The sequence below is a fragment of the Streptococcus sp. W151 genome (assembly GCF_053010205.1).
In genome coordinates, this window is sequence record NZ_JBRKNT010000001.1 from 72,821 (window position 1) to 92,749 (window position 19,929).

Genomic DNA, 19,929 nt, shown 5'->3' on the forward strand with positions numbered 1-19,929 from the left:
AAACTCTTTAAGAGAGTTTTTTAGTATAACTGAATAATAATGGAGAATAATAAATGTCAGAGCAGTTAATTCAAAATAGTATTTTTTCCACACCAGTAATATTTGATAAATATGAATGTTATAGTATTGGTGCAACAACCGTTAATAATTTGATAAAATCAAATATTATCAAAAATGTAATTCTAAAGAGAAGTCTTGGGAATAAAAAACCAGATGTTTTAATTCTAGATGATAATAAGAACGTAATTATCTATGTTGAGCAAAAGATACCAAGTAAATTTAAGAGTGATAAGGATATTGAAGAAGCGATTAAACAAGAGATAGATGTCGCTAAAGCTTTGGGTTCACTTATTTTTATTGTAAGCGACGGTGATTCTTTTATCTGGATTAATCCTAAAACCGGGGAAAAGATTTTAGATGAGAATGGAAATGAAATTAATTTAGCGATAAAGCCAAAAGAAAATGGCAAACAAATTGTCAAGTTCATTAATGATATTTCATTATCTATTTCTGAAACAAATAATCAGATATTGAAAAAGGAATTTTTGGATCCTACTGATTTAGCTCAAAAGATTAATAGAATTTTAAAAAATTTAACTTTTGCTTCAGCAAAGATGTCTTTATATACTTTTGTTGAGTTGTTTCTCTTTAAATATTTATCAGATATTGGTGTTTTAAATGGCGAAAATAGTTTTGAATACATTGTTTCTTTATATGAAAAGGAAGGATATTCTACCGCCTATGTTTTAGGAAAATACCTAGAAGGTGCTAGAGAGACGATGGTTAAATTGTTTCCAAAAGGTATAGATGGGACAAGCATTATCAATGGTAAAGTTTTTCATATTGAAAGAGATGAGCAAAACGAATTTATCAGCGTAGATAATACGGATACAGTATTTAAATCTGTTATTTTGGAATTTGAAAAATACGATAAAAAATATGGGAAATTCTTAAATATAAGTAAAGACTTCAAGTCAAAACTGTTTGAAACCTTTATGAAAAATAGTGATGACAAGAGTGATATGGGGCAGTTTTTTACACCATTAAAAATAGTAGACGAAATGGTTTCGATGGTAGATATTTCTGAGGGAATGACTATTTGCGATCCTGCTTGTGGTGTTGGTAAGTTTTTGCTTGAAGCAGTTGAAAAACGTATAGAAGACAGTTATAGCTATTCTAAAGGAAAGTTAGACTCTAAAATTCGATTTTTTGGCTATGACAAGATGATGTCTGAAAAAGACGATATCACAATTATTCTTGCTAAAGCTAATACGTTAATTTATTTTTCTGAATTATTCCAGCAAAATAATAGTTTTAAAGATGTACAAACAATTGCGAAAACACTATTAAATGATTCATTTTACTTATATAAGAGTATGTTAGGTACTCTGGAAAATCTTGAAGAAAATAGATACGACCTAATTTTAGCAAACCCTCCTTATTATCAAAGTAAGGAAATGTCAGAACTGGCCAAAGCTACGGATATTTATAAGTATGGTGGTAGTGGTGTTGAAGCTCTCTTTTTAGAGTGGATTATGCGTTCCGTAAAACATGGTGGTGTTGCCAATATTGTTTTACCGGATGGTATTTTTTCTAATCATGCAAATAAAAAATTAAAAGAAAAGTTAAAAGAACTCTTTTTTATCGACGCTTTGATTTCTTTACCAGTCAATGCTTTCTTTAACACACCTAAAAAAACTTACATTTTAACCATTCGTAAGAAAACAGAGAATGAGATTGAAAATAATATCGTACAAGATTATCCTGTTTTCACCTACATTGCAGGTAGTATTGGTGAAACCTTAGATGTTTATCGATTTGATTCTGAAGAAAATGACTTAAAACAAGCTGTAGTCAAATATAATTTTTATCGCCAATCTCAAGATAGAAATGATTTACAAGAACCAATCAAATCCCACCTTTTAGGTGATTCTAGACTAAAATTACTTCCGATTGAGGAATTAGAAAGTAAGAAGAGTTGGATTATTGAAAATTGGTGGTCTGAAGAAGAAAAGATTGCTATTGGTCTAAAAAAAGAAAGACAAGTCGTTTCGATTGATGAATTCCAAGCAATGATTGATGATATGATTTCTCTTATGCAAGATTTCAAGGAGGAGTTAGAATGGTTGAAGTAAGAAGCAAACTTGTAACACTTTCAGAACTATTTACCAATAAAAGAGGAAATAGTAAGTATACGAAAGCTTACGTTAATAAAAATACTGGTGAGTTTGAAGTTTACACTGGTTCAACTAAAACTTCCTTCGGTTTTATAGATACATATGAATATGAATCTCCTCATTTAACCTATACAACAGATGGAGAGTATGCAGGAACTCTGGAAATTTTACAAGGTAAATACAATGTTGGGGGACACAGAGCTATTTTAATAAGTAAAGTGGATAATTTATCCTTATCTTATTGTAAATATGTTTTTCAAAGTATATTCTATAATTCTGTAAAACGTGGTGATGTTCCATCATTAGCTTGGTCTCAAATCAAAGATATAAGAGTTAGCATTCCAGTTACTGAAGATGGAGAATTCGACCTTAAAAAACAAGAAGAAATTGTTCGTAAGTTTGAATTAATTGAAGCACGCAAAGAAGAATTGGCTGAAAAGATTGAGGCGATCAAGTCAGTAGATGTGGATATTATGTCAGGAGAGACTCCTAAGAATACCTCAATTAAAGTTGCAGATTTGTTTGACTTGACTGTATCAACAAATTCTTCAAAATTTACGAAGACATTTGTAAAAGAAAATGCGGGTGATATACCTGTTTATGGAGCGAGTAGTGATGACTTACCAAGTTATGGTTATTTAAAAGACAATGCTGTAATTATAGACAAAGATGGTAAACGTGAGTTTCCTGTTCGCTATTTTGAAAATTGCTTGACTTACAATATAGATGGTCTTGCAGGCTATGTTTTTTATCATGACGGTCGCTTTAGTTTAAGTGAAAAAGTACGCCCGTTAGTTATAAAAGAAGAATACGCAGACAAGGTCAACCCTTTATACCTAAAACAAGTTTTAGAGCCAATTTTTCGCTCTCATGTTAAAGGTAGGAAAGGGGAAAATGGTAAAAATGAGTATACAAAGCTAAATACTTCCATGATAAAAGATTTAGAGGTCGTGCTTCCTCTTACCTCTTCGGGAGAAATTGACCTTGAAAAGCAAAATCAGATTGTAAAGAATTCTCAAATAATCCTTGAAATGAAAAATAATATTGAGAGGCAAGGATACGAGTTTATTCAATCGAATCTAGATTTTAATTCGAACAATGTTCCATATATATATATATAACCTTGGCTAATTTGTTTGATTTGAAACGTGGTTCTAGTAAGTATACGAAAAAATATTGCTTGGATAACAAGGGGAAGTATCCTGTTTACTCAGCCAATAATTCAGTTCCTCTTGGTTATCGAAACGATTTTGATTTTGATGGTTGTTTTGCTACAATCTCTGTCAATGGTATAGCAGGAAAGATAACTTTAATAGATAATAAGTTTTCTTTGAATGCGGATAGAATGATTTTAATTCCTAAACAGGAAAAAATAAACATTGATTATATTGCTTATATTTTAGAACCACTTTTAAGACAGCAGGTTAAAGGAAGACGTGGAGAGAATGGCAGAAATGAGTATACAAAAATAGAAAGAAAAGTAATTTTGGATACTAAAATTCCTGTTCCTTTTAATCGCTTTGGTGAAATAGATTTAGAGATACAAAAGGACATAGTAGAAAAAATTTATAAATTAAAAAATATAAAAACCATCTTAGGAGAAGAAGTAAAAAATTTATTGCAATTTGAATTGAAATTTTAAGAAGGAGGAACTATGCCCGAGTTACCAGAAGTTGAGACTGTCCGACGTGGTCTTGAGAAATTAATTCTTGGGAAAACCATCCAATCCGTGGAAGTAAAGTATTCTAAGATGATTCAGACAGATCTGGATGCTTTTCGTCAAGATCTTCCGGGTCAAGAGATTCGATCCATGGGGCGTCGTGGGAAATACCTCTTGTTTCATCTGACGGATTTGGTTTTGATCTCGCATTTGCGGATGGAAGGCAAGTATTTCTTTTATCCAGACGAAGTCCCTTTTCGCAAGCACGCCCATGTCTTCTTTCATTTTACAGATGGTAGCACCCTGGTCTATGAAGATGTCCGCAAGTTTGGGACCATGGAAGTCTTAGTACCTGAGCTTGTAGACAGCTACTTTTTGGCGAAAAAGATTGGTCCAGAGCCAACAGAAGCGGATTTTAAAGAACCAGCCTTCCAAGCAGCTCTTAAAAAATCAAAGAAACCCATTAAATCAGCTCTTTTAGACCAAAAATTAGTGGCTGGTCTGGGCAATATCTATGTAGATGAGGTCCTTTATCGAGCCAAGGTTCACCCAGCTCGTTTGGGTCAAAGCTTAACTGCTAGAGAAGTCAAAGCTATCCGAAAGGAAACAATCGCCGTATTAGCTCAGGCTGTCGAAAAGGGTGGTTCCACCATTCGCTCCTACAGCAATGCTTTCGGTGAGAATGGCACCATGCAAGAAGAACACCAAGTTTATGGGAAAACGGGTCAGCCTTGTCTTCGCTGTGGAACACCGATTGAGAAAATCCAGCTGGGGGGACGCGGAACTCATTTTTGCCCCCACTGTCAAAAGGAGAACTAGATGGCAAGAATCATTGGATTAACAGGAGGGATTGCTTCAGGAAAGTCCACTGTCACCTCCTATTTGAAAGAAAAAGGTTATCCTGTCATTGATGCTGATCGAGTGGTCCATGACTTGCAAGTTCCAGGAGGGGCCCTTTACCGTGTCCTAGTAGACCATTTTGGGAAAGGGATACTCACAGAAAATGGAGAACTGGATCGCGTCGCTCTAGGTCAACGGATTTTTTCAAATCCTAGTGAACGAGACTGGTCCAATCGCGTCCAAGGCCGACTCATTCGAGAGGCTCTAGCGAAAGCAAGAGACAGGCAAGCTGCTCAATCCGGTCTCTTTTTTATGGATATTCCCCTCTTAATCGAGCAGCACTATGAAGGGTGGTTTGAGGCTGTATGGTTGGTAGCTGTCTCAAAAGAAACCCAGCTCAAGCGCCTGATGGAACGCAACCACTTATCAGAACTGCAGGCTAAAGAACGCATCGCTGCTCAAATGCCGCTAGATGAAAAAAGAGCCCATGCGGATCTGGTCTTAGACAATAATGGCGATCTAACTGCCCTCTATGCCCAATTAGATGCAGCCCTAAAACAATTAGAAAGAAGATGATTTTATCACAAGAGAAATCAATTGGCGTAAAAATCTATATATTGCCTGGATCGGGTGCTTTTTCATCGGAGCTAGCCTTTCGTTAGTTGTGCCTTTTATGGCCCTATTTGTAGAAGAGTTGGGCGTTACGGGCAAGGCTGTTCCTTTTTATGCTGGGATTGCCGTCGCGAGTTCATCTGTAACCTCTGCGATCATGTCTCCTATCTGGGGGAGTCTGGCCGACCGCTATGGTCGAAAACCCATGATGCTCAGGGCTTCTATTGCTATGACCCTGACCATGGGAGGGATCGCCTTTGTGCCATCCGTCTTTTGGCTCCTAGTTTTGCGCTTTCTCAACGGTGTCTTTTCAGGCTTTGTCCCTAATAGTACAGCCTTGATTGCCAGTCAAGTATCAAAGGACCAATCAGGTTATGCCCTGGGGACTTTGTCGACCGGTGTCGTAGCTGGAACCTTGATGGGGCCTTTGATTGGGGGACTCATTGCTGAAAATCTGGGAATGCGCAATGTCTTTCTTTTGGTTGGCTTTTTCTTATTTCTAGTCTCCCTTTTAACCTTTTGGGGCATCGAGGAAGACTATGAGCCCATTCCAAAAGAAGAACAAAAATCCAGTTGGCAGTTGCTCATGTCCATTCAGCAAAAAGATATCCTTTTGGGCCTCTTTTTGACCAGTATGACCATTCAAATGATCGCCCAATCTATTTCTCCAATCCTGCCTCTTTATGTGCGAGCTTTAGGGCAAAGAGAAAACTTGATTTTTGTATCGGGGATGATTGTTTCGGCTATGGGAGTCTCTAGTATGCTCTTTTCAGGTTGGATGGGAAAACTCGGAGACCGAATCGGGAATCACCGGCTTTTATTAATCGCCCTTCTCTATAGTGGCTGTCTCTATATTCTCTGTGCCCAAGCGCAAACGCCTCTGCAATTAGGAATCTTACGCTTCCTTTTTGGGATTGGGACTGGTGCCCTTTTACCAGGAGTTTCTGCTTTGTTAAATCGCTTAACCCCTCCTGAAGGGATCTCTCGGATCTTTAGCTACAACCAGCTCTTTTACTACTTAGGTGGCGTGTTAGGGCCAATGATGGGATCGAGTATTTTCATGCATTTTGGCTATCATTGGGTTTTTTACGGCACAGCCCTCTTAGCCTTTACCGATTTGATTTTCCTCTTATTCTTATTTAGAAAGTATTTGAAAGTGAGAGACGTACGTGCGAATTAAAGTTCAATTGACCTGCACAAGCTGTGGGAGTCAGAATTATTTGACCAGTAAAAATACCAAAACCCATCCCGAAAAGATCGAGGTCTTGAAGTATTGTCCCAAGGAAAGAAAAGTAACCTTACATATTGAATCAAAATGATTTTCATGGTATAATAGTGAAGATTTTAAGGAGTTTTGAATATGAGCGGAGCATTAACAACTATTTTACTAGTATTATCAGTATTGATTATTATCGCAATTTTTATGCAACCAACAAAAAACCAATCGAGCAACGTCTTTGACGCAAGCTCAAATGACTTGTTTGAACGTTCAAAAGCGCGTGGGTTTGAAGCCGTGATGCAGCGTTTAACAGCTATTATGATCTTCTTTTGGTTATTGATCGCGATGATCTTAATGGTACTTTCTAGTAGATAAGATAGGCTCAGACAATGTCTTTGCCTATTTTTATTTTGCAAAACAAAGACACATTTAGATAGAAAAAAGGAGGCTGGATAACCAGCAAATACATTCATGAAAACAAGTATTAAAGAATATTTACAAGAGCATGACAAAGCCCAGATCAATGATTTGGCAGCAGCTCTAGGAAAAGAAGGATCTAAGGATTTTCGTGACTTGGTCAAAACCATCTCTCTGATGGAACGCCGTCACGAGTTGAAATTCGAGGATGACGGCTCTCTTCAGTTGGCTCAAAAGAAGGCCCCAGCCATTACCCTCAAGGGGATCTTTCATGCCCATAAAAATGGCTTTGGCTTTGTCAGTTTAGAAGGCGAAGAAGAGGACCTCTTTGTTGGTCGAAATGATGTCAACCACGCCATCGATGGGGATACTGTTGAGATCGTCATCACCAAGGTAGCAGACCGAAACAAAGGAACGGCAGCAGAAGCTAAGATTATTGATGTCTTGGATCATAGCGTCAAAACGGTTGTTGGACAAATTGTTTTGGATGAGGAAAAGCCCAAATATGCCGGCTACATTCATTCGAAAAATCAAAAAATCAGCCAGCTGATCTATGTGAAGAAGCCAGCCATCCAATTGGAAGGTACCGAAATCCTCAAGGTCGAAATTGATCAATACCCGAGCCGCAAGCACAATTATTTTGTGGCAACTGTGCGGGATGTGGTCGGTCATGTGACAGATCCTGGAATTGATGTCTTGGAAGTGCTAGAATCTATGGATATCGTCTCAGAATTTCCAGAAGAAGTGCTGAAAGAGGCTGAGCAGGTTCCAGATGCACCGTCTGCAAAGGATTTAGTGGGGCGGTTGGATCTGCGAGAGGAGATTACCTTTACGATCGACGGAGCGGATGCCAAAGACTTGGACGATGCGGTCCATATCAAGCCACTCAAGAATGGCAATTTTGAGCTGGGGGTTCACATCGCAGATGTCTCTTATTACGTTACAGAAGGCTCAGCTCTTGATAAGGAAGCTCTAAATCGTGCAACCTCTGTCTATGTGACCGACCGAGTAGTACCCATGCTTCCAGAACGTTTGTCAAATGGGATCTGTTCTTTAAATCCGAATGTGGACCGCCTGACCCAGTCTGCCATCATGGAGATTGATCCCCATGGGAAGGTCGTCAAGCACACCATTACCCAAACGGTGATCAATACGACCTTCCGAATGACCTATAGTGACGTCAATGATATCTTAGCAGGCGACGAAGAAAAGGCTCAAGAGTTTAAGAAAATTGTCCCAAGTATTCATCAAATGGCCACCCTGCATGGTATTCTAGAAAGCATGCGGATTCGCCGAGGAGCCCTCAATTTTGATACCAATGAGGCTAAAATCCTAGTCAATAAAGAAGGAAAACCGGTCGACATTGTCCTCCGTCAAAGAGGAGTTGCGGAGCGGATGATTGAATCCTTTATGCTGATTGCCAATGAGACAGTGGCGGAGCACTTTACACGAATGAAACTGCCGTTCATCTACCGGATCCACGAAGATCCAAAGGCAGAAAAAGTACAGAAGTTTATCGATTATGCTTCTAGCTTTGGGATCCAAATCTACGGAACGGCTAGTGACATGAGCCAAGAAGCCCTGCAAGAAATTATGCGCAAGGTTGAAGGAGAACCTTATGCGGATGTCCTCTCGATGATGTTGTTGCGCTCGATGCAACAGGCTCGTTATTCAGAGCACAACCATGGCCACTATGGGCTTGCTGCGGAGTATTATACTCACTTTACCAGTCCCATTCGCCGGTATCCGGACCTGATGGTTCATCGAATGGTGCGCGAATACGGTAAATCCCAAGAAGTGGCAGAACACTTTGAACAAGTTCTTCCAGACATTGCCAGCCAATCCTCTAGTCGGGAGCGCCGGGCTATTGATGCCGAGCGTGAAGTAGAAGCTATGAAGAAGGCTGAATACATGGAAGACTATGTTGGGGAAGAGTACGATGCCGTGGTTTCCAGTGTAGTGAAATTTGGCCTCTTTGTGGAGTTGCCAAATACGGTCGAAGGTTTGATCCATATTACCAATCTTCCTGAATACTACCATTTTAACGAACGGGATCTAACACTTCGCGGGGAGAAATCAGGAGTGACTTTCCGTGTTGGTCAGCAAATCCGGATCAAGGTCGAAAGAGCTGACAAGATGACCGGAGAGATTGATTTCTCTTATATTCCAAGTGAATGGGATATCGTCGAAAAAGGCCTCAAGGCCAAAGGACGTGACCGAGATGGCAATCGCAGGGATCGCAGACGCAAAGACAAAAAAGTTTCTAAGGGTTCAACCGTTAGAAGAGATGACAAACGGAAAGATTCTTCATCTAAATCCAAAAAGAAAAAAGGGAAGAAACCATTTTACAAGGAAGTAGCAAAGAAAGGAGCCAAACATGGCAAAGGGCGAAGGAAAGGTAGTCGCGCAAAATAAAAAGGCGAGACATGACTACACCATCGTGGATACAATGGAAGCAGGGATGGTGCTGACGGGTACAGAGATCAAAAGTGTCCGTGCAGCACGCATTAACTTGAAAGATGGTTTTGCACAAGTTAAAAATGGAGAAGTTTGGCTCAGCAACGTCCATATTGCCCCTTATGAGGAAGGCAATATCTGGAACCAAGATCCAGACCGTCGTCGCAAGCTTCTTCTTCATAAAAAGCAAATCCAAAAGCTGGACCAAGAAACCAAAGGAACAGGAATGACCCTGGTGCCTTTAAAGGTCTATCTCAAGGATGGCTATGCCAAATTGCTTTTGGGACTTGCTAAAGGGAAACATGATTATGACAAGCGTGAATCCATCAAACGTCGGGAACAAAACCGGGATATCGCACGGGTTATGAAACAATACAATACACGTTAAATAAAAAAACAGTTTTGAACCTTGTTTCAGAACTGTTTTTTTATAGTTTTCAATTGTAATCGCTTGCAAAAAGAATGCTTGTATTATATACTAAAATCAAGGTGTTGGTATAGTTGTTTTTCACTGGCTTAGAAGTTTTTTAAGCCTCTTTTGTAGTCAATAAGGAGAAAGACTATGAAGAAAATCCTATTCAAACTACTGTTTGGGCTGATGGTGATCGCCCTATTGCCAGTGCAGGTCGCACAAGCCTGTTCTGCCTTCATTGTGGGAAAGGACTTAACCACGGATGGCTCCATGCTTTATGGTCGTACAGAGGATTATCCCTATGCACCAGATGGCGGGCGCCACAATCAAAACTTTGTTGTAGTTCCAGCTAAGGACTATAAGGAAGGGGATAAGATCGAAGATGAATCCAATGGCTTTACCTATCCACATTTGAGTCATGAAATGAAGTATACAGCGACTTATGATGCAGCGCGTGGTGATGGTAGCAACGGAAACTTCGGAGCTCACGGTTTTAATGAAGTGGGCGTGTCGATGACAGCGACAGTATCAGCGACTCCTCATGACAAGATATTGAAAGCCGACCCTTTGGTCAAAGATGGCCTACCAGAAGCTTCCATGATCGACTTGGTCTTGCCTCGTGCAAAAACTGCTCGAGAAGGAATTGAAATTGTTGCCAAGACTTTGGATGAAAAAGGTTCTGCCGAAGGGAATATTATCGTCGTAGCAGATAAAAATGAATTATGGTACATGGAAATCCTCTCAGGTCACCAATATGTAGCCATTAAATTCCCACAAGACCGCTATGCTATTTTTGCCAATACCTACTATCTAGGACATGTGGATCTCAATGACAAGGACAATGTCATTGCTTCAAAAGATGTAGAAGCAGTAGCTAAAAAGGCAGATCACTACAAGACGGATAAGGATGGCAAGTTCCATATTGCAGATTCTTATGGTCCTGATGAATACACGGAACGCAACCGCTCACGGACCTATGCAGGGATTACCCTGATGGATCCAAAAGCGGATATCAAATATGATGATCAACACTTTGATCTCCTTCGTAAACCAACAGATCCTTCTAAAAAGTATAGTCTAGAAGATGTTTTCGCAGAACAACGGAACCGTTTTGAACACCTCAAACAATTTACAGCAGATGATTTGGCCGAACCAGGTAAAAAAGTCGATACCAAGAAATACAAGTATGCTTTGGGAAATGAAAATGTTATTGATGCCCATGTCTATCAAATCAAGAAAGACTTGCCAAGTCCATTTGGTGGAATCGTTTGGTTGGGGCTCGCCCAAAGCCGCAATACTCCGTATGTTCCATTCTATGGCTTGGTCAATGACACCTATGGTGCCTTTAAAGTCCGCTCTGCTAAGTATGATCCAACTTCATGGTATTGGGCTGTTTGGCATATCGACCAAATGGTCATGAAATATCCAGACCTCTTTGGTACCAGTATCCAAGATAAATGGAAAGAAATGGAAGCCGGCTGGATCAAGGAACAAGCTGCTTTGGATCAAAAATACAGTGGTCTTACAGATGAGCAAGCCAAAGCCCTTCAAGGTGAAGTCACCAAGGAATCCATGGACCGTGCGGATATAATCTTCAAACAAATCAAGGCCACTGAAAAGGAAATGGAAGATAAGATCCGTGAAGAAAAGGGCTTGGAAGCTGACTTTGTCTATGATGGCTATAATAAAGCGAACTTAATGGCTGCTGCTGAAAAAGGTAGTTCAGACAAGAAGCCAGAAACTTGTCAGGAAGCTCTAGGAGATACTCCTAAAAAGGCTAGCCAGCTCCAAGATTCAAGTGTAGTCTTCTCAGTACTTCTTGGAATATTGGCCGTTTGTGGATTTAGTTTAGCTGGATTCTTTTATAAGAAATCAAAAAAATAAAGAGGATGAATAGATCCTAACAAGGAGGTTCCGCTAGAAAGCGAGGCCTCTTTTTCCAACTTGTAAAAAAGGTCTTTTTTCTGTATGATAAGGGTACTGAAAGAAAAAGGAGAAGCCACATGACACAAAAATTGATCGCTTACAAACGCATGCCTATCTGGACCAAGGATACCATGCCAGAAGCTCTTCAAGGAAAGCACAATACCAAGGTAGGAACCTGGGGGAAGATTACGGTTCTAAAAGGTCAGTTAAGATTTATTGAATTGACAGCAGAGGGAGAAGAAATCGCGAGCCACCTTTTTGAAGCAGGAGCAGAGAACCCCATGGCCGAGCCCCAGGCCTGGCACCGTGTCGAAGCGGCGACTGACGATGTGGAGTGGTACTTGGAATTTTACTGTGAGCCAAAAGACTATTTTCCTAAAAAGTACAATACCAACCCTGTCCATTCAGAGGTGCTAGAAGCAGTGGGAATTGTCCCAGCTGGAAAGGCGCTGGATCTAGGATGTGGGCAAGGACGCAATGCTCTCTTTTTGGCCCAACATGGCTTTGATGTGACAGCAGTAGATCAAAATGAATTGGCTCTTGAGATCTTACAAAGTATTGTCGCTGAGGAAGATATGGACATGCCAGTAGGACTTTATGATATCAATGCTGCTGCACTCACCCAAAACTATGATTTCATCGTGTCAACTGTGGTACTTATGTTTTTAGAGGCAGAGCGGATCCCAGCGATCATTCGCAATATGCAAGAGCATACCAACCCAGGTGGCTACAATCTCATTGTCTGTGCCATGGATACAGAAGATTATCCTTGTCAGATGCCCTTCTCGTTTACCTTTAAAGAAGGAGAATTGGCGGAGTATTACAAGGATTGGGAATTGGTCAAATACAATGAAAATCCTGGCCACCTCCATCGTCGAGATGAGAATGGAAATCGAATTCAACTTCGATTTGCAACCATGTTGGCAAAGAAAAGCAGGATGTTAAGATCCTGCCTTCAGATTGAAGACAAAGTCATATAAAAAACTTTCCTTAGGTGAGTACGGACGTCAGCGAACTTCTTCGAAGTTCCAAGACTTAGTTTTGAGCCTAGGGTCTCAAAACTCCCGAGTGCCTGAAACGTTATTGTTTCAGGCACTTTTCTCACAGTGGAAAGTTTCGGTATTTTCTTGAATCGATTTAAAAATTGGAACTCATTTTTATTTTTTTTTTTGCAAAATCGCTTAACTTATTTTACTTTAAAGTAGTTTGTCTACATTCTAAAAACAGGATGTTAGAATCCTGCCTTTTTGCTTTCTTACAAACAAGTTGAACAAGGTGATCAGATCTTTTTTCATTTGCCAAAAGAAAAACCTTCTCCAGAAGGGTAGGAAAAGGTTGGGGGATTTAGTTCCAGCTAGCAAAGTCGCAGACACTGAGAATGATCGTTCCAATTTCAATGGGGTCCTCTTTCGCACCCGATTCTAACCAGGTAACAATTACAGATTCGATCGTAGCGATGAAAATTTCTAGACCATACTTGTATGGAACTTGAAAGTCTGAAATGATGTGTTCTTTAGCTTGGGGAGTATCGTCCAGTGCATGAAGGGTAAAACTTCTTACCAATTTACTAAAGTCCGAGCAACAGGATTGTGACAATGCATATATAAAATCATAATTCTCTTTAATAGCGGTCAACACATTGAGAAAGTTTACCTTGACAGGACTTCCTTCAACGAAGAGACTATCCAATTCTTGCATCATGTCCATTTTCATTTGCTCAAACATGTCGTATTTATCGACATAATGCAGATAGAAGGTCCCGCGGTTAATTCCAGCAGTTTCGGTTAATTGTCGAATAGTGATGCTGTCAAAAGGTTGTTGTAAGAGCAGTTTCGAGAGTGCATTCCGTAAGTCTGACTTGGTTGTTGTTTGTCTTTGGCGTACCATATGTTCCTTTCTATAGTTGTATAAATCGGTTTCTATTTGTTTGAAGTTGAAATAATTTATAGGTTAAATAATTTCACGACACTAACAAATAGCATTATACTCCAAAAATATAAATTAAACAATAATTCTAATTTTTGTACATATAACGAAAAGTGTACAAAAATTTTACAAATTTATGTATGACGGGCATTGACAAGATTTTGTGAAAATCTCACAATAATTAGTGATTTAAATTAATTCCCTCCTAAAAAAATGGTCAGGAAATTTTTAGGAAAAGGAGGAACAAGATGAAGGGATGAACAAAAAACCAGCACGATTTAAAGTGCTGGTTTCTTTATTTGATAAAAGTCGTCACAATCAAATTGAAATTTAAGATGGTTAAGACAATCGCTACGAGATAGCCTAAGAAGGTATTCCATTTCGCATTGACATGCTCTCCCATGATTTCCTTGTTGGAGGTGAAATAAACCAGAGGGAAGATGGAGAAAGGAAGGGCCACTGATAGGAAGACTTGAGAATATACCAGAAGGTCATCGAGGACATGTTCTTGGTCACCGAATAAAATTGCGACAATGATAACGGGAAGAAGGGCAATGATCCGAGTCATGAGACGCACCACCCATTGCGGTAGTCTAAATCGCAAGAAACCTTCCATAACGATTTGACCGGTTAGGGTCCCAGTAATGGTTGAATTTTGACCACTAGCTAACAAAGCGATGGCAAAGAGGGTGGACAAGAAAGGACTAGCGATGGCACCAGCAATATGGTTATCCTTGAGGGCATTGTACATGCTAGAGAAAGCACCAATCTTATCTCCGTGTCCGAAGAAGAGGGCCGCTCCAAGAATCAAGAGGAGGGAGTTGACGACAAAAGCCAAACTCAATTCAATATTTGAATCCCAGGTCATAAAGCGCACTGCCCGTTTGATATCTGCTGGATCCTTGTAATCAACTTTTCGCGTTTGCGAAATAGAAGAGTGGAGATAGAGGTTGTGGGGCATCACCGTTGCTCCAATGATTCCAAGCGCCAGGGTTAAGGCTTCATTTCCTTTTGGAAGCCCAATTCCTAGCACCTCTTTTTGAGGGAGGAAGCCAGCGAAGATTCCCCCGATATCTGGCTTCGAAAGAAAGACGAGATAACCAAAAATCGCAAGGATTGTGAGGATCAAGGTTGATACGATGGCCTCGATCTTTCGAAATCCTAGATGCATGAGGCCCAATAAGAGGAAGACATCAAAGATGGTGATCAGAATGGAAAAGAGCAAAGGCCAACCAAAGAGGAGGTGAAGGGCAATCCCTGAGCCGATGACTTCCGCTAAATCTGTCGCCATCAAGGCAAGCTCGATCACAATCCAAAGGGTATAGCGAAGCCATTTTGGCAAATGATGGGCGGTTGTTTGGGCCAGGTCCTTACGATGGACAATCCCTAATTTCCCAGCCATTTGTTGCAACTGCATGGCGATCAAAGACGAGAGAAGAACCACTGATAAGAGGAGGTAGCGGTATTGGGCCCCTCCGACCACACTGGTAATCCAGTTTCCCGGGTCCATATAGCCGACAGCTACTAGACTTCCTGGTCCTGAAAAGAGTAGAAGGGTCTTCCAAAAGGGGATGCCTTTTGGCACGTCAATAGACTGGTTGATTTCTTGAAGTGATTTCCTTTCAAACTGTTGTAAACTCACGATGAGCCTTCTTTCTAAGAATAAATCAATTTGTCTCCAATTATAGCATAAAATTTATAATAGTTCATGATAATGAGGAAGAATTACTATTATTGATGCCTCGATTTCTTTGTAATCTATTCGAAAAGGACTATAATATAGATAGGAAATAGGAGGGAGGAGAGAGAAAATGGCCTACATCGAAATGCAGCACTGTTACAAGCGATACACTAGTGGAGAAACGGAGATTCTCGCTAATCAGGATGTTTCTTTTGAGATTGAAAAAGGCGAATTGGTCATTATTTTAGGGGCGTCAGGAGCTGGAAAATCAACGGTTCTCAATATCTTAGGAGGGATGGACACCAATGACGAAGGGCAGGTCCTGATTGATGGGGTGGATATTTCTAAGCTCAATTCCCATCAACGAACGGATTATCGACGAGATGACGTTGGCTTTGTCTTTCAATTTTATAATTTAGTAGCCAATCTGACAGCCAAGGAAAATGTCGAATTGGCTTCAGAAATCGTCTCTGATGCCTTGGATCCGGAAGACGTTTTAAGAGAAGTCGGACTTGGCAATCGTCTTGATAATTTTCCTGCCCAATTGTCAGGTGGAGAGCAACAACGGGTGGCGATTGCTCGGGCAGTGGCGAAAAATCCTAAAATTCTCCTTTGCGATGAGCCTACAGGAGCCTTAGACTACCAGACAGGTAAGCAAGTATTGGAGATTTTACAGGCCATGTCTCGTAAAAAGGGAGCAACGGTCATCATCGTAACCCATAATGCTGCTTTAGCTCCGATTGCAGACCGTGTGATTCGCATGCATGATGCCAAGGTCAAGTCGGTAGAAATCAATGAGCTTCCTCAAGATATTGCTACACTAGAGTATTAGAAGAGGTGCTAGCATGAAACGAAAAGTCTATTGGAAGGACCTATTTGGTTCTTTTACACATTCAAAAGGACGTTTTCTCTCCATCTTAACCTTGATGTTGTTGGGAAGCTTGGCCTTGGTTGGCTTAAAGGTGACCACCCCAAATATGCACCGAACGGCTAACCAGTTTATTCAGCAACAAAAGATGCTAGATCTTGCTGTCATGGGGGACTTGGGATTAGACCAGGCAGATCAAGAAGAGCTTTTAGGACTCAAAGGGACGCGTGTCGAATTTGGTTCACTGCTGGATCTGACGGTGAAAGGAACAGGAGAGGCAATTCGACTTTTTTCTGCCCCAAAGAGCCTTTCTTCTTTTCGTGTGACCAAGGGGCGTCTGCCCCAAAAAGAAGGGGAACTGGCCCTAGCGAGTTTTTGGGAGGATCGTTATCGATTAGGGGATACCCTCACACTTGAAGAAAAGGCGGGAACTCGCTCTAGTTTAAAGCAAAAGCAATTCACCATTGTTGGTTTTGTTCAATCTTCTGAGCTGTGGTCTCAAAAGAATTTAGGCACTGCCATGAGTGGCAGTGGGAATCTGGATGCCTATGCTCTGGTTTCAAAAGAGGTCTTTACGACTAAACTTCCTGTGATAGCGCGGATCCAGTTTGATGATCTGCGATCTTTGGATTCTTTTTCGCAAGTCTACCAAAAACGGCTAGAGGATCACCAAGAAGAGTTAGAAAAACTTCTGAAAGACAATGGAAAGGCTCGCTATCAAAGACTCAAGAAGGAGGCGGATGGGCAGATCCGAAAAGGCCAGAAAGAACTCAGTCGTGCCATGGAAACACTACAGTCAGCCAAGAATCAGATCGATCAGGCTCAAAAGCAATTAGACTTGCAGGAGACGCAACTCAGTAAACTAGCTCCATTTCTGCCAGCTAAAGAGCGAGTAGCCAGTCAAGAAAAAATCCATCAAGCCAAAGAACAAATGGATCTGAAAAAGAAGGACTGGACCGAAGGTGAAAAGGAGCTTGCAAAAAAAGAGGAGGAGCTGAAAAAAGCCCAAAGCGAGCGAGATCAGCTGGAAATTCCAACTTATCATGTTTATGATCGCAAGACCATGCCAGGCGGACAAGGTTACCTGATGTATAGCAATGCTAGTAGCAGTATCTCTGCTATCGGAAATATTTTTCCGGTCGTTCTTTATCTGGTAGCAGCCATGGTGACCTTCACCACGATGACGCGCTTTGTCGATGAAGAGCGGACCAATGCAGGCGTTTTTAAGGCGTTGGGCTATCGAACCAAGGACATCATTCTCAAATTTGTCCTCTATGGATCTTTTGCTGGTACGATTGGAACCCTTCTAGGAAGCTTGTTGGGGCATTATTTCCTATCGGGGATCATCTCCAACATTATTACGCAAGGGATGGTTATAGGAGAGAGCAGAGAGTATTTTTATAGGGATATAACTCTGATTGCTCTTGGACTGTCTTTCGTCGCGAGTGTGCTTCCAGCTTACTGGGTTGCTCGTAAGGAATTAAAAGAAGAAGCCAATCTTTTATTAATGCCCAAGCCACCGGTATCCGGTTCGAAAATTTTTCTGGAGCGTATCCATTTTATTTGGAAACGTCTGAATTTCACGCACAAGGTTACTGCTCGCAATCTCTTTCGTTACAAACTACGGATGCTGATGACCATTTTTGGAGTGGCGGGTTCTGTTGCTCTTCTCTTTGCAGGGCTAGGGATTCAATCTTCTGTAGGAAGTGTTTCCAAACGCCAATTTCAAGAGATCCTATCTTATGAGTTGATTGTAGCCAAAAAAACGTATGCCTCCTACCAAGAAAGCAAAGAACTAACCAATCGTCTGGCAAAATCAGATATCAAGGATTATCGAGCCATCTATAGTAAGGTCATTGAAGCTTCTTTAAAAAATGGACACGACAAGCAGACCATTACGATGTTGGTTACGGATCGTGCAGATTTTTCTCCCTTTGTCAGCCTGCGTTCTTTCAAGCAAGGGGAGTCCTTGTCTCTAAAGCAAGGGGTTATCATCAGTAGCAAACTGGCACAACTAGCCCAGGTTACAGTTGGGGATCGACTGACCCTAGATGGTCACTCTTTTAAGGTGGCAGGAATCACTGAAAATTATGTCGGCCATTTTATCTATATGGATCAGGCAAGTTACCAAAAAATCTACGGAGAGCGGACTTCAGAAAATAGCTATTTGGTACAGCTGCGAAATTCATCCACACAACAAGTGCAAGCAGTTAGTCGGGACATGATGGCTCTTGCAGCTGTGAAAGCAGTCAGTCAAAATGCTTCGATGATTTCCCTCTTTAACTCAGTTGCCAAATCGTTGGACACCACCATGATGATTCTAGTAGTCGTATCGGTTTTGTTAGCTATCGTGATCTTGTATAATTTAACCAATATCAATGTGGCAGAACGGATCCGTGAATTATCGACCATCAAGGTCTTGGGATTCCATAATAAGGAAGTGACACTCTATATTTACCGCGAAACCATCTTATTGTCTATTATAGGGATCCTCATGGGGTTAGTGGGTGGCTATTATCTTCATCAATTTCTTATTGCCATGATTGCACCAGATGCCATTCTCTTTTACCCCAAAGTAGGACTTGGTGTTTTCCTCTTCCCTGTAGGAGGACTGATCCTTCTTTTGGTCCTGTTAGGAATTTATGTTGACCATTATCTCCGAAAAGTAGATATGCTCGAAGCCCTCAAATCAGTAGACTAAGATACAAAGCACGTAGCTGATAGCGACAAAATGAGTCCTCTAGTCTTATTTTTCATTTCACCAGCAACGAATGTTTATAAAACTTTCACCTCAGGGTGGAAGTTTTTCTTCTCTTTGTTATAATGGATAGTAGGAGAAGATCATGACTAAAATTGCTTTACTTTCAGATATTCATGGAAATACGACAGCCTTGGAAGCTGTCCTAGAGGATAGTCGAAAAGCCAAGGTGGATGAATATTGGCTCTTGGGAGATAGTTTGATGCCTGGAACAGGTAGACGCGCTCTTTTGGAGCTGTTAGAGGAGCTTCCTATTACGGTGAAAGTCCTTGGAAACTGGGAAGATAGTCTTTGGCGCGCCATGAGGGGGATGTTGGATGAGACTAGACCAAGTCATCGCTACCTTATGCGCCAGTGTCAATATATTCTTGAAGAAATCACGCCTCAGGAAATTGAAGCCATGCAGGAAATGCCCATGCAGGTCCATAGAGAAATCGCCGGTTTAAAGATCGGCATTACCCACCACTTACCCGATAAGAATTGGGGTCGGGAATTGATCCACATTGGTGAGCAGAAGGATTTTGATCGCTTGGTGACAAACCCATCTTGTGATATTGCAGTCTACGGACACATTCATCAGCAGTTTTTTCGCTACGGGACAGGAGGAGAACTGATCATCAATCCTGGGTCGATCGGTCAACCCTTCTTTTTGGAAAAGAATCTTCGCAAGGATCTTCGGGCCATGTATGCCATTCTTGAATTTGATCAAATGGGGCTAAAAGATGTCGATTTTAGACGGGTGGATTATGATGTACAAAAAGAACTCCAACTTGCTAAAAACCTCCATCTTCCTTATTATCAAGTGTATTATGAAAGTTTAGTCAATGGCATTCATCATACCCACAATCATGAGCTACTTCATGAGATTGAGCAGAGAGAAGGTCATGATCGAGAAATCGATGCTTGGTTAGAGGACTTTTTCCAACAGTGTAACTGTTGACATTACAACAAAAACTAGTATAATAAGGGTAGTAAG

General features: G+C 40.8%; 17 protein-coding genes. 15 read left to right on the forward strand and 2 right to left on the reverse strand.

From position 1 onward, the window contains the following. The first annotated feature begins 53 nt into the window (after nucleotides 1-53). The 12 genes from ACVC7Q_RS00365 (at nucleotide 54) to tehB (ending at nucleotide 12,700) form a co-directional block, all read left to right on the forward strand. The gene (locus tag ACVC7Q_RS00365; RefSeq protein ID WP_447264392.1) at nucleotides 54-2,135 is read left to right on the forward strand and encodes an HsdM family class I SAM-dependent methyltransferase; all 2,082 of its coding nucleotides are present in this window, start codon (nucleotides 54-56) and stop codon (nucleotides 2,133-2,135) included. Next, complete coding sequence (locus tag ACVC7Q_RS00370; RefSeq protein ID WP_447264393.1) at nucleotides 2,123-3,298, forward strand: restriction endonuclease subunit S; 1,176 nt, start codon at nucleotides 2,123-2,125, stop codon at nucleotides 3,296-3,298. The genes ACVC7Q_RS00365 and ACVC7Q_RS00370 overlap by 13 nt, the downstream gene beginning before the upstream one ends. Before the next feature lie 11 nt (nucleotides 3,299-3,309). Beyond that, nucleotides 3,310-3,819 (forward strand): restriction endonuclease subunit S, encoded by a 510-nt coding sequence (locus ACVC7Q_RS00375; RefSeq protein WP_447265024.1) that lies wholly within the window; start codon nucleotides 3,310-3,312, stop codon nucleotides 3,817-3,819. 12 nt (nucleotides 3,820-3,831) lie between these two features. Further along, nucleotides 3,832-4,656, forward strand: a complete 825-nt coding sequence (mutM, locus tag ACVC7Q_RS00380; protein ID WP_447264394.1) for a DNA-formamidopyrimidine glycosylase — start codon at nucleotides 3,832-3,834, stop codon at nucleotides 4,654-4,656. Beyond that, nucleotides 4,657-5,253 (forward strand): dephospho-CoA kinase, encoded by a 597-nt coding sequence (coaE, locus tag ACVC7Q_RS00385; protein WP_447264395.1) that lies wholly within the window; start codon nucleotides 4,657-4,659, stop codon nucleotides 5,251-5,253. Nucleotides 5,254-5,269: 16 nt separating this feature from the next. Further along, entirely contained in the window at nucleotides 5,270-6,469 is a 1,200-nt protein-coding gene (locus ACVC7Q_RS00390; RefSeq protein ID WP_447265025.1) for a multidrug efflux MFS transporter, read from the forward strand. Next, nucleotides 6,459-6,608: a 50S ribosomal protein L33 gene (rpmG, locus tag ACVC7Q_RS00395; RefSeq protein WP_003005699.1), complete on the forward strand. Its 150-nt coding sequence runs from the start codon at nucleotides 6,459-6,461 to the stop codon at nucleotides 6,606-6,608. The genes ACVC7Q_RS00390 and rpmG overlap by 11 nt, the downstream gene beginning before the upstream one ends. A 41-nt stretch (nucleotides 6,609-6,649) precedes the next feature. Beyond that, entirely contained in the window at nucleotides 6,650-6,883 is a 234-nt protein-coding gene (gene secG, locus ACVC7Q_RS00400) for a preprotein translocase subunit SecG (protein ID WP_003008189.1), read from the forward strand. 96 nt (nucleotides 6,884-6,979) lie between these two features. Next, nucleotides 6,980-9,340, forward strand: coding sequence for a ribonuclease R (gene rnr, locus ACVC7Q_RS00405; protein ID WP_447264396.1), 2,361 nt, complete (start codon nucleotides 6,980-6,982; stop codon nucleotides 9,338-9,340). After that, nucleotides 9,303-9,770 (forward strand): SsrA-binding protein SmpB, encoded by a 468-nt coding sequence (gene smpB / locus ACVC7Q_RS00410; RefSeq protein ID WP_013903925.1) that lies wholly within the window; start codon nucleotides 9,303-9,305, stop codon nucleotides 9,768-9,770. The genes rnr and smpB overlap by 38 nt, the downstream gene beginning before the upstream one ends. Before the next feature lie 174 nt (nucleotides 9,771-9,944). Continuing rightward, nucleotides 9,945-11,678: a C69 family dipeptidase gene (locus ACVC7Q_RS00415; RefSeq protein ID WP_447264397.1), complete on the forward strand. Its 1,734-nt coding sequence runs from the start codon at nucleotides 9,945-9,947 to the stop codon at nucleotides 11,676-11,678. A 119-nt stretch (nucleotides 11,679-11,797) separates the two neighbouring features. After that, the gene (gene tehB, locus ACVC7Q_RS00420) at nucleotides 11,798-12,700 is read left to right on the forward strand and encodes an SAM-dependent methyltransferase TehB (protein ID WP_447264398.1); all 903 of its coding nucleotides are present in this window, start codon (nucleotides 11,798-11,800) and stop codon (nucleotides 12,698-12,700) included. Between the two features lie 364 nt (nucleotides 12,701-13,064). On the opposite strand, the gene ACVC7Q_RS00425 is transcribed toward tehB, so the two are convergent. Next, nucleotides 13,065-13,607: a TetR/AcrR family transcriptional regulator gene (locus ACVC7Q_RS00425; protein ID WP_447264399.1), complete on the reverse strand. Its 543-nt coding sequence runs from the start codon at nucleotides 13,605-13,607 to the stop codon at nucleotides 13,065-13,067. A 334-nt stretch (nucleotides 13,608-13,941) separates the two neighbouring features. Then, the gene (locus ACVC7Q_RS00430; RefSeq protein WP_037608002.1) at nucleotides 13,942-15,288 is read right to left on the reverse strand and encodes an Nramp family divalent metal transporter; all 1,347 of its coding nucleotides are present in this window, start codon (nucleotides 15,286-15,288) and stop codon (nucleotides 13,942-13,944) included. A 169-nt stretch (nucleotides 15,289-15,457) separates the two neighbouring features. On the opposite strand from ACVC7Q_RS00430, the gene ACVC7Q_RS00435 reads away from it, so the two are divergent. From ACVC7Q_RS00435 to ACVC7Q_RS00445, 3 genes are all read left to right on the forward strand, one after another. Next, nucleotides 15,458-16,159 (forward strand): ABC transporter ATP-binding protein, encoded by a 702-nt coding sequence (locus ACVC7Q_RS00435; RefSeq protein ID WP_447264400.1) that lies wholly within the window; start codon nucleotides 15,458-15,460, stop codon nucleotides 16,157-16,159. 13 nt (nucleotides 16,160-16,172) lie between these two features. Further along, nucleotides 16,173-18,896, forward strand: coding sequence for an FtsX-like permease family protein (locus ACVC7Q_RS00440; protein WP_447264401.1), 2,724 nt, complete (start codon nucleotides 16,173-16,175; stop codon nucleotides 18,894-18,896). A gap of 142 nt (nucleotides 18,897-19,038) precedes the next feature. After that, nucleotides 19,039-19,893, forward strand: a complete 855-nt coding sequence (locus tag ACVC7Q_RS00445; RefSeq protein ID WP_447264402.1) for a metallophosphoesterase family protein — start codon at nucleotides 19,039-19,041, stop codon at nucleotides 19,891-19,893. Nucleotides 19,894-19,929 lie beyond the last annotated feature (36 nt).

Excerpts from the sequence above, each read along its gene's own strand:
- smpB (WP_013903925.1), top strand. The coding sequence starts at position 9,303 with ATGGCAAAGGGCGAAGGAAAGGTAGTCGCGCAAAATAAAAAGGCGAGA.
- tehB (WP_447264398.1), top strand. The coding sequence starts at position 11,798 with ATGACACAAAAATTGATCGCTTACAAACGCATGCCTATCTGGACCAAG.
- ACVC7Q_RS00435 (WP_447264400.1), top strand. The coding sequence starts at position 15,458 with ATGGCCTACATCGAAATGCAGCACTGTTACAAGCGATACACTAGTGGA.
- rnr (WP_447264396.1), top strand. The coding sequence starts at position 6,980 with ATGAAAACAAGTATTAAAGAATATTTACAAGAGCATGACAAAGCCCAG.
- mutM (WP_447264394.1), top strand. The coding sequence starts at position 3,832 with ATGCCCGAGTTACCAGAAGTTGAGACTGTCCGACGTGGTCTTGAGAAA.
- ACVC7Q_RS00440 (WP_447264401.1), top strand. The coding sequence starts at position 16,173 with ATGAAACGAAAAGTCTATTGGAAGGACCTATTTGGTTCTTTTACACAT.
- ACVC7Q_RS00445 (WP_447264402.1), top strand. The coding sequence starts at position 19,039 with ATGACTAAAATTGCTTTACTTTCAGATATTCATGGAAATACGACAGCC.
- ACVC7Q_RS00415 (WP_447264397.1), top strand. The coding sequence starts at position 9,945 with ATGAAGAAAATCCTATTCAAACTACTGTTTGGGCTGATGGTGATCGCC.
- coaE (WP_447264395.1), top strand. The coding sequence starts at position 4,657 with ATGGCAAGAATCATTGGATTAACAGGAGGGATTGCTTCAGGAAAGTCC.
- ACVC7Q_RS00425 (WP_447264399.1), bottom strand. The coding sequence starts at position 13,607 with ATGGTACGCCAAAGACAAACAACAACCAAGTCAGACTTACGGAATGCA.
- ACVC7Q_RS00365 (WP_447264392.1), top strand. The coding sequence starts at position 54 with ATGTCAGAGCAGTTAATTCAAAATAGTATTTTTTCCACACCAGTAATA.
- ACVC7Q_RS00370 (WP_447264393.1), top strand. The coding sequence starts at position 2,123 with ATGGTTGAAGTAAGAAGCAAACTTGTAACACTTTCAGAACTATTTACC.
- secG (WP_003008189.1), top strand. The coding sequence starts at position 6,650 with ATGAGCGGAGCATTAACAACTATTTTACTAGTATTATCAGTATTGATT.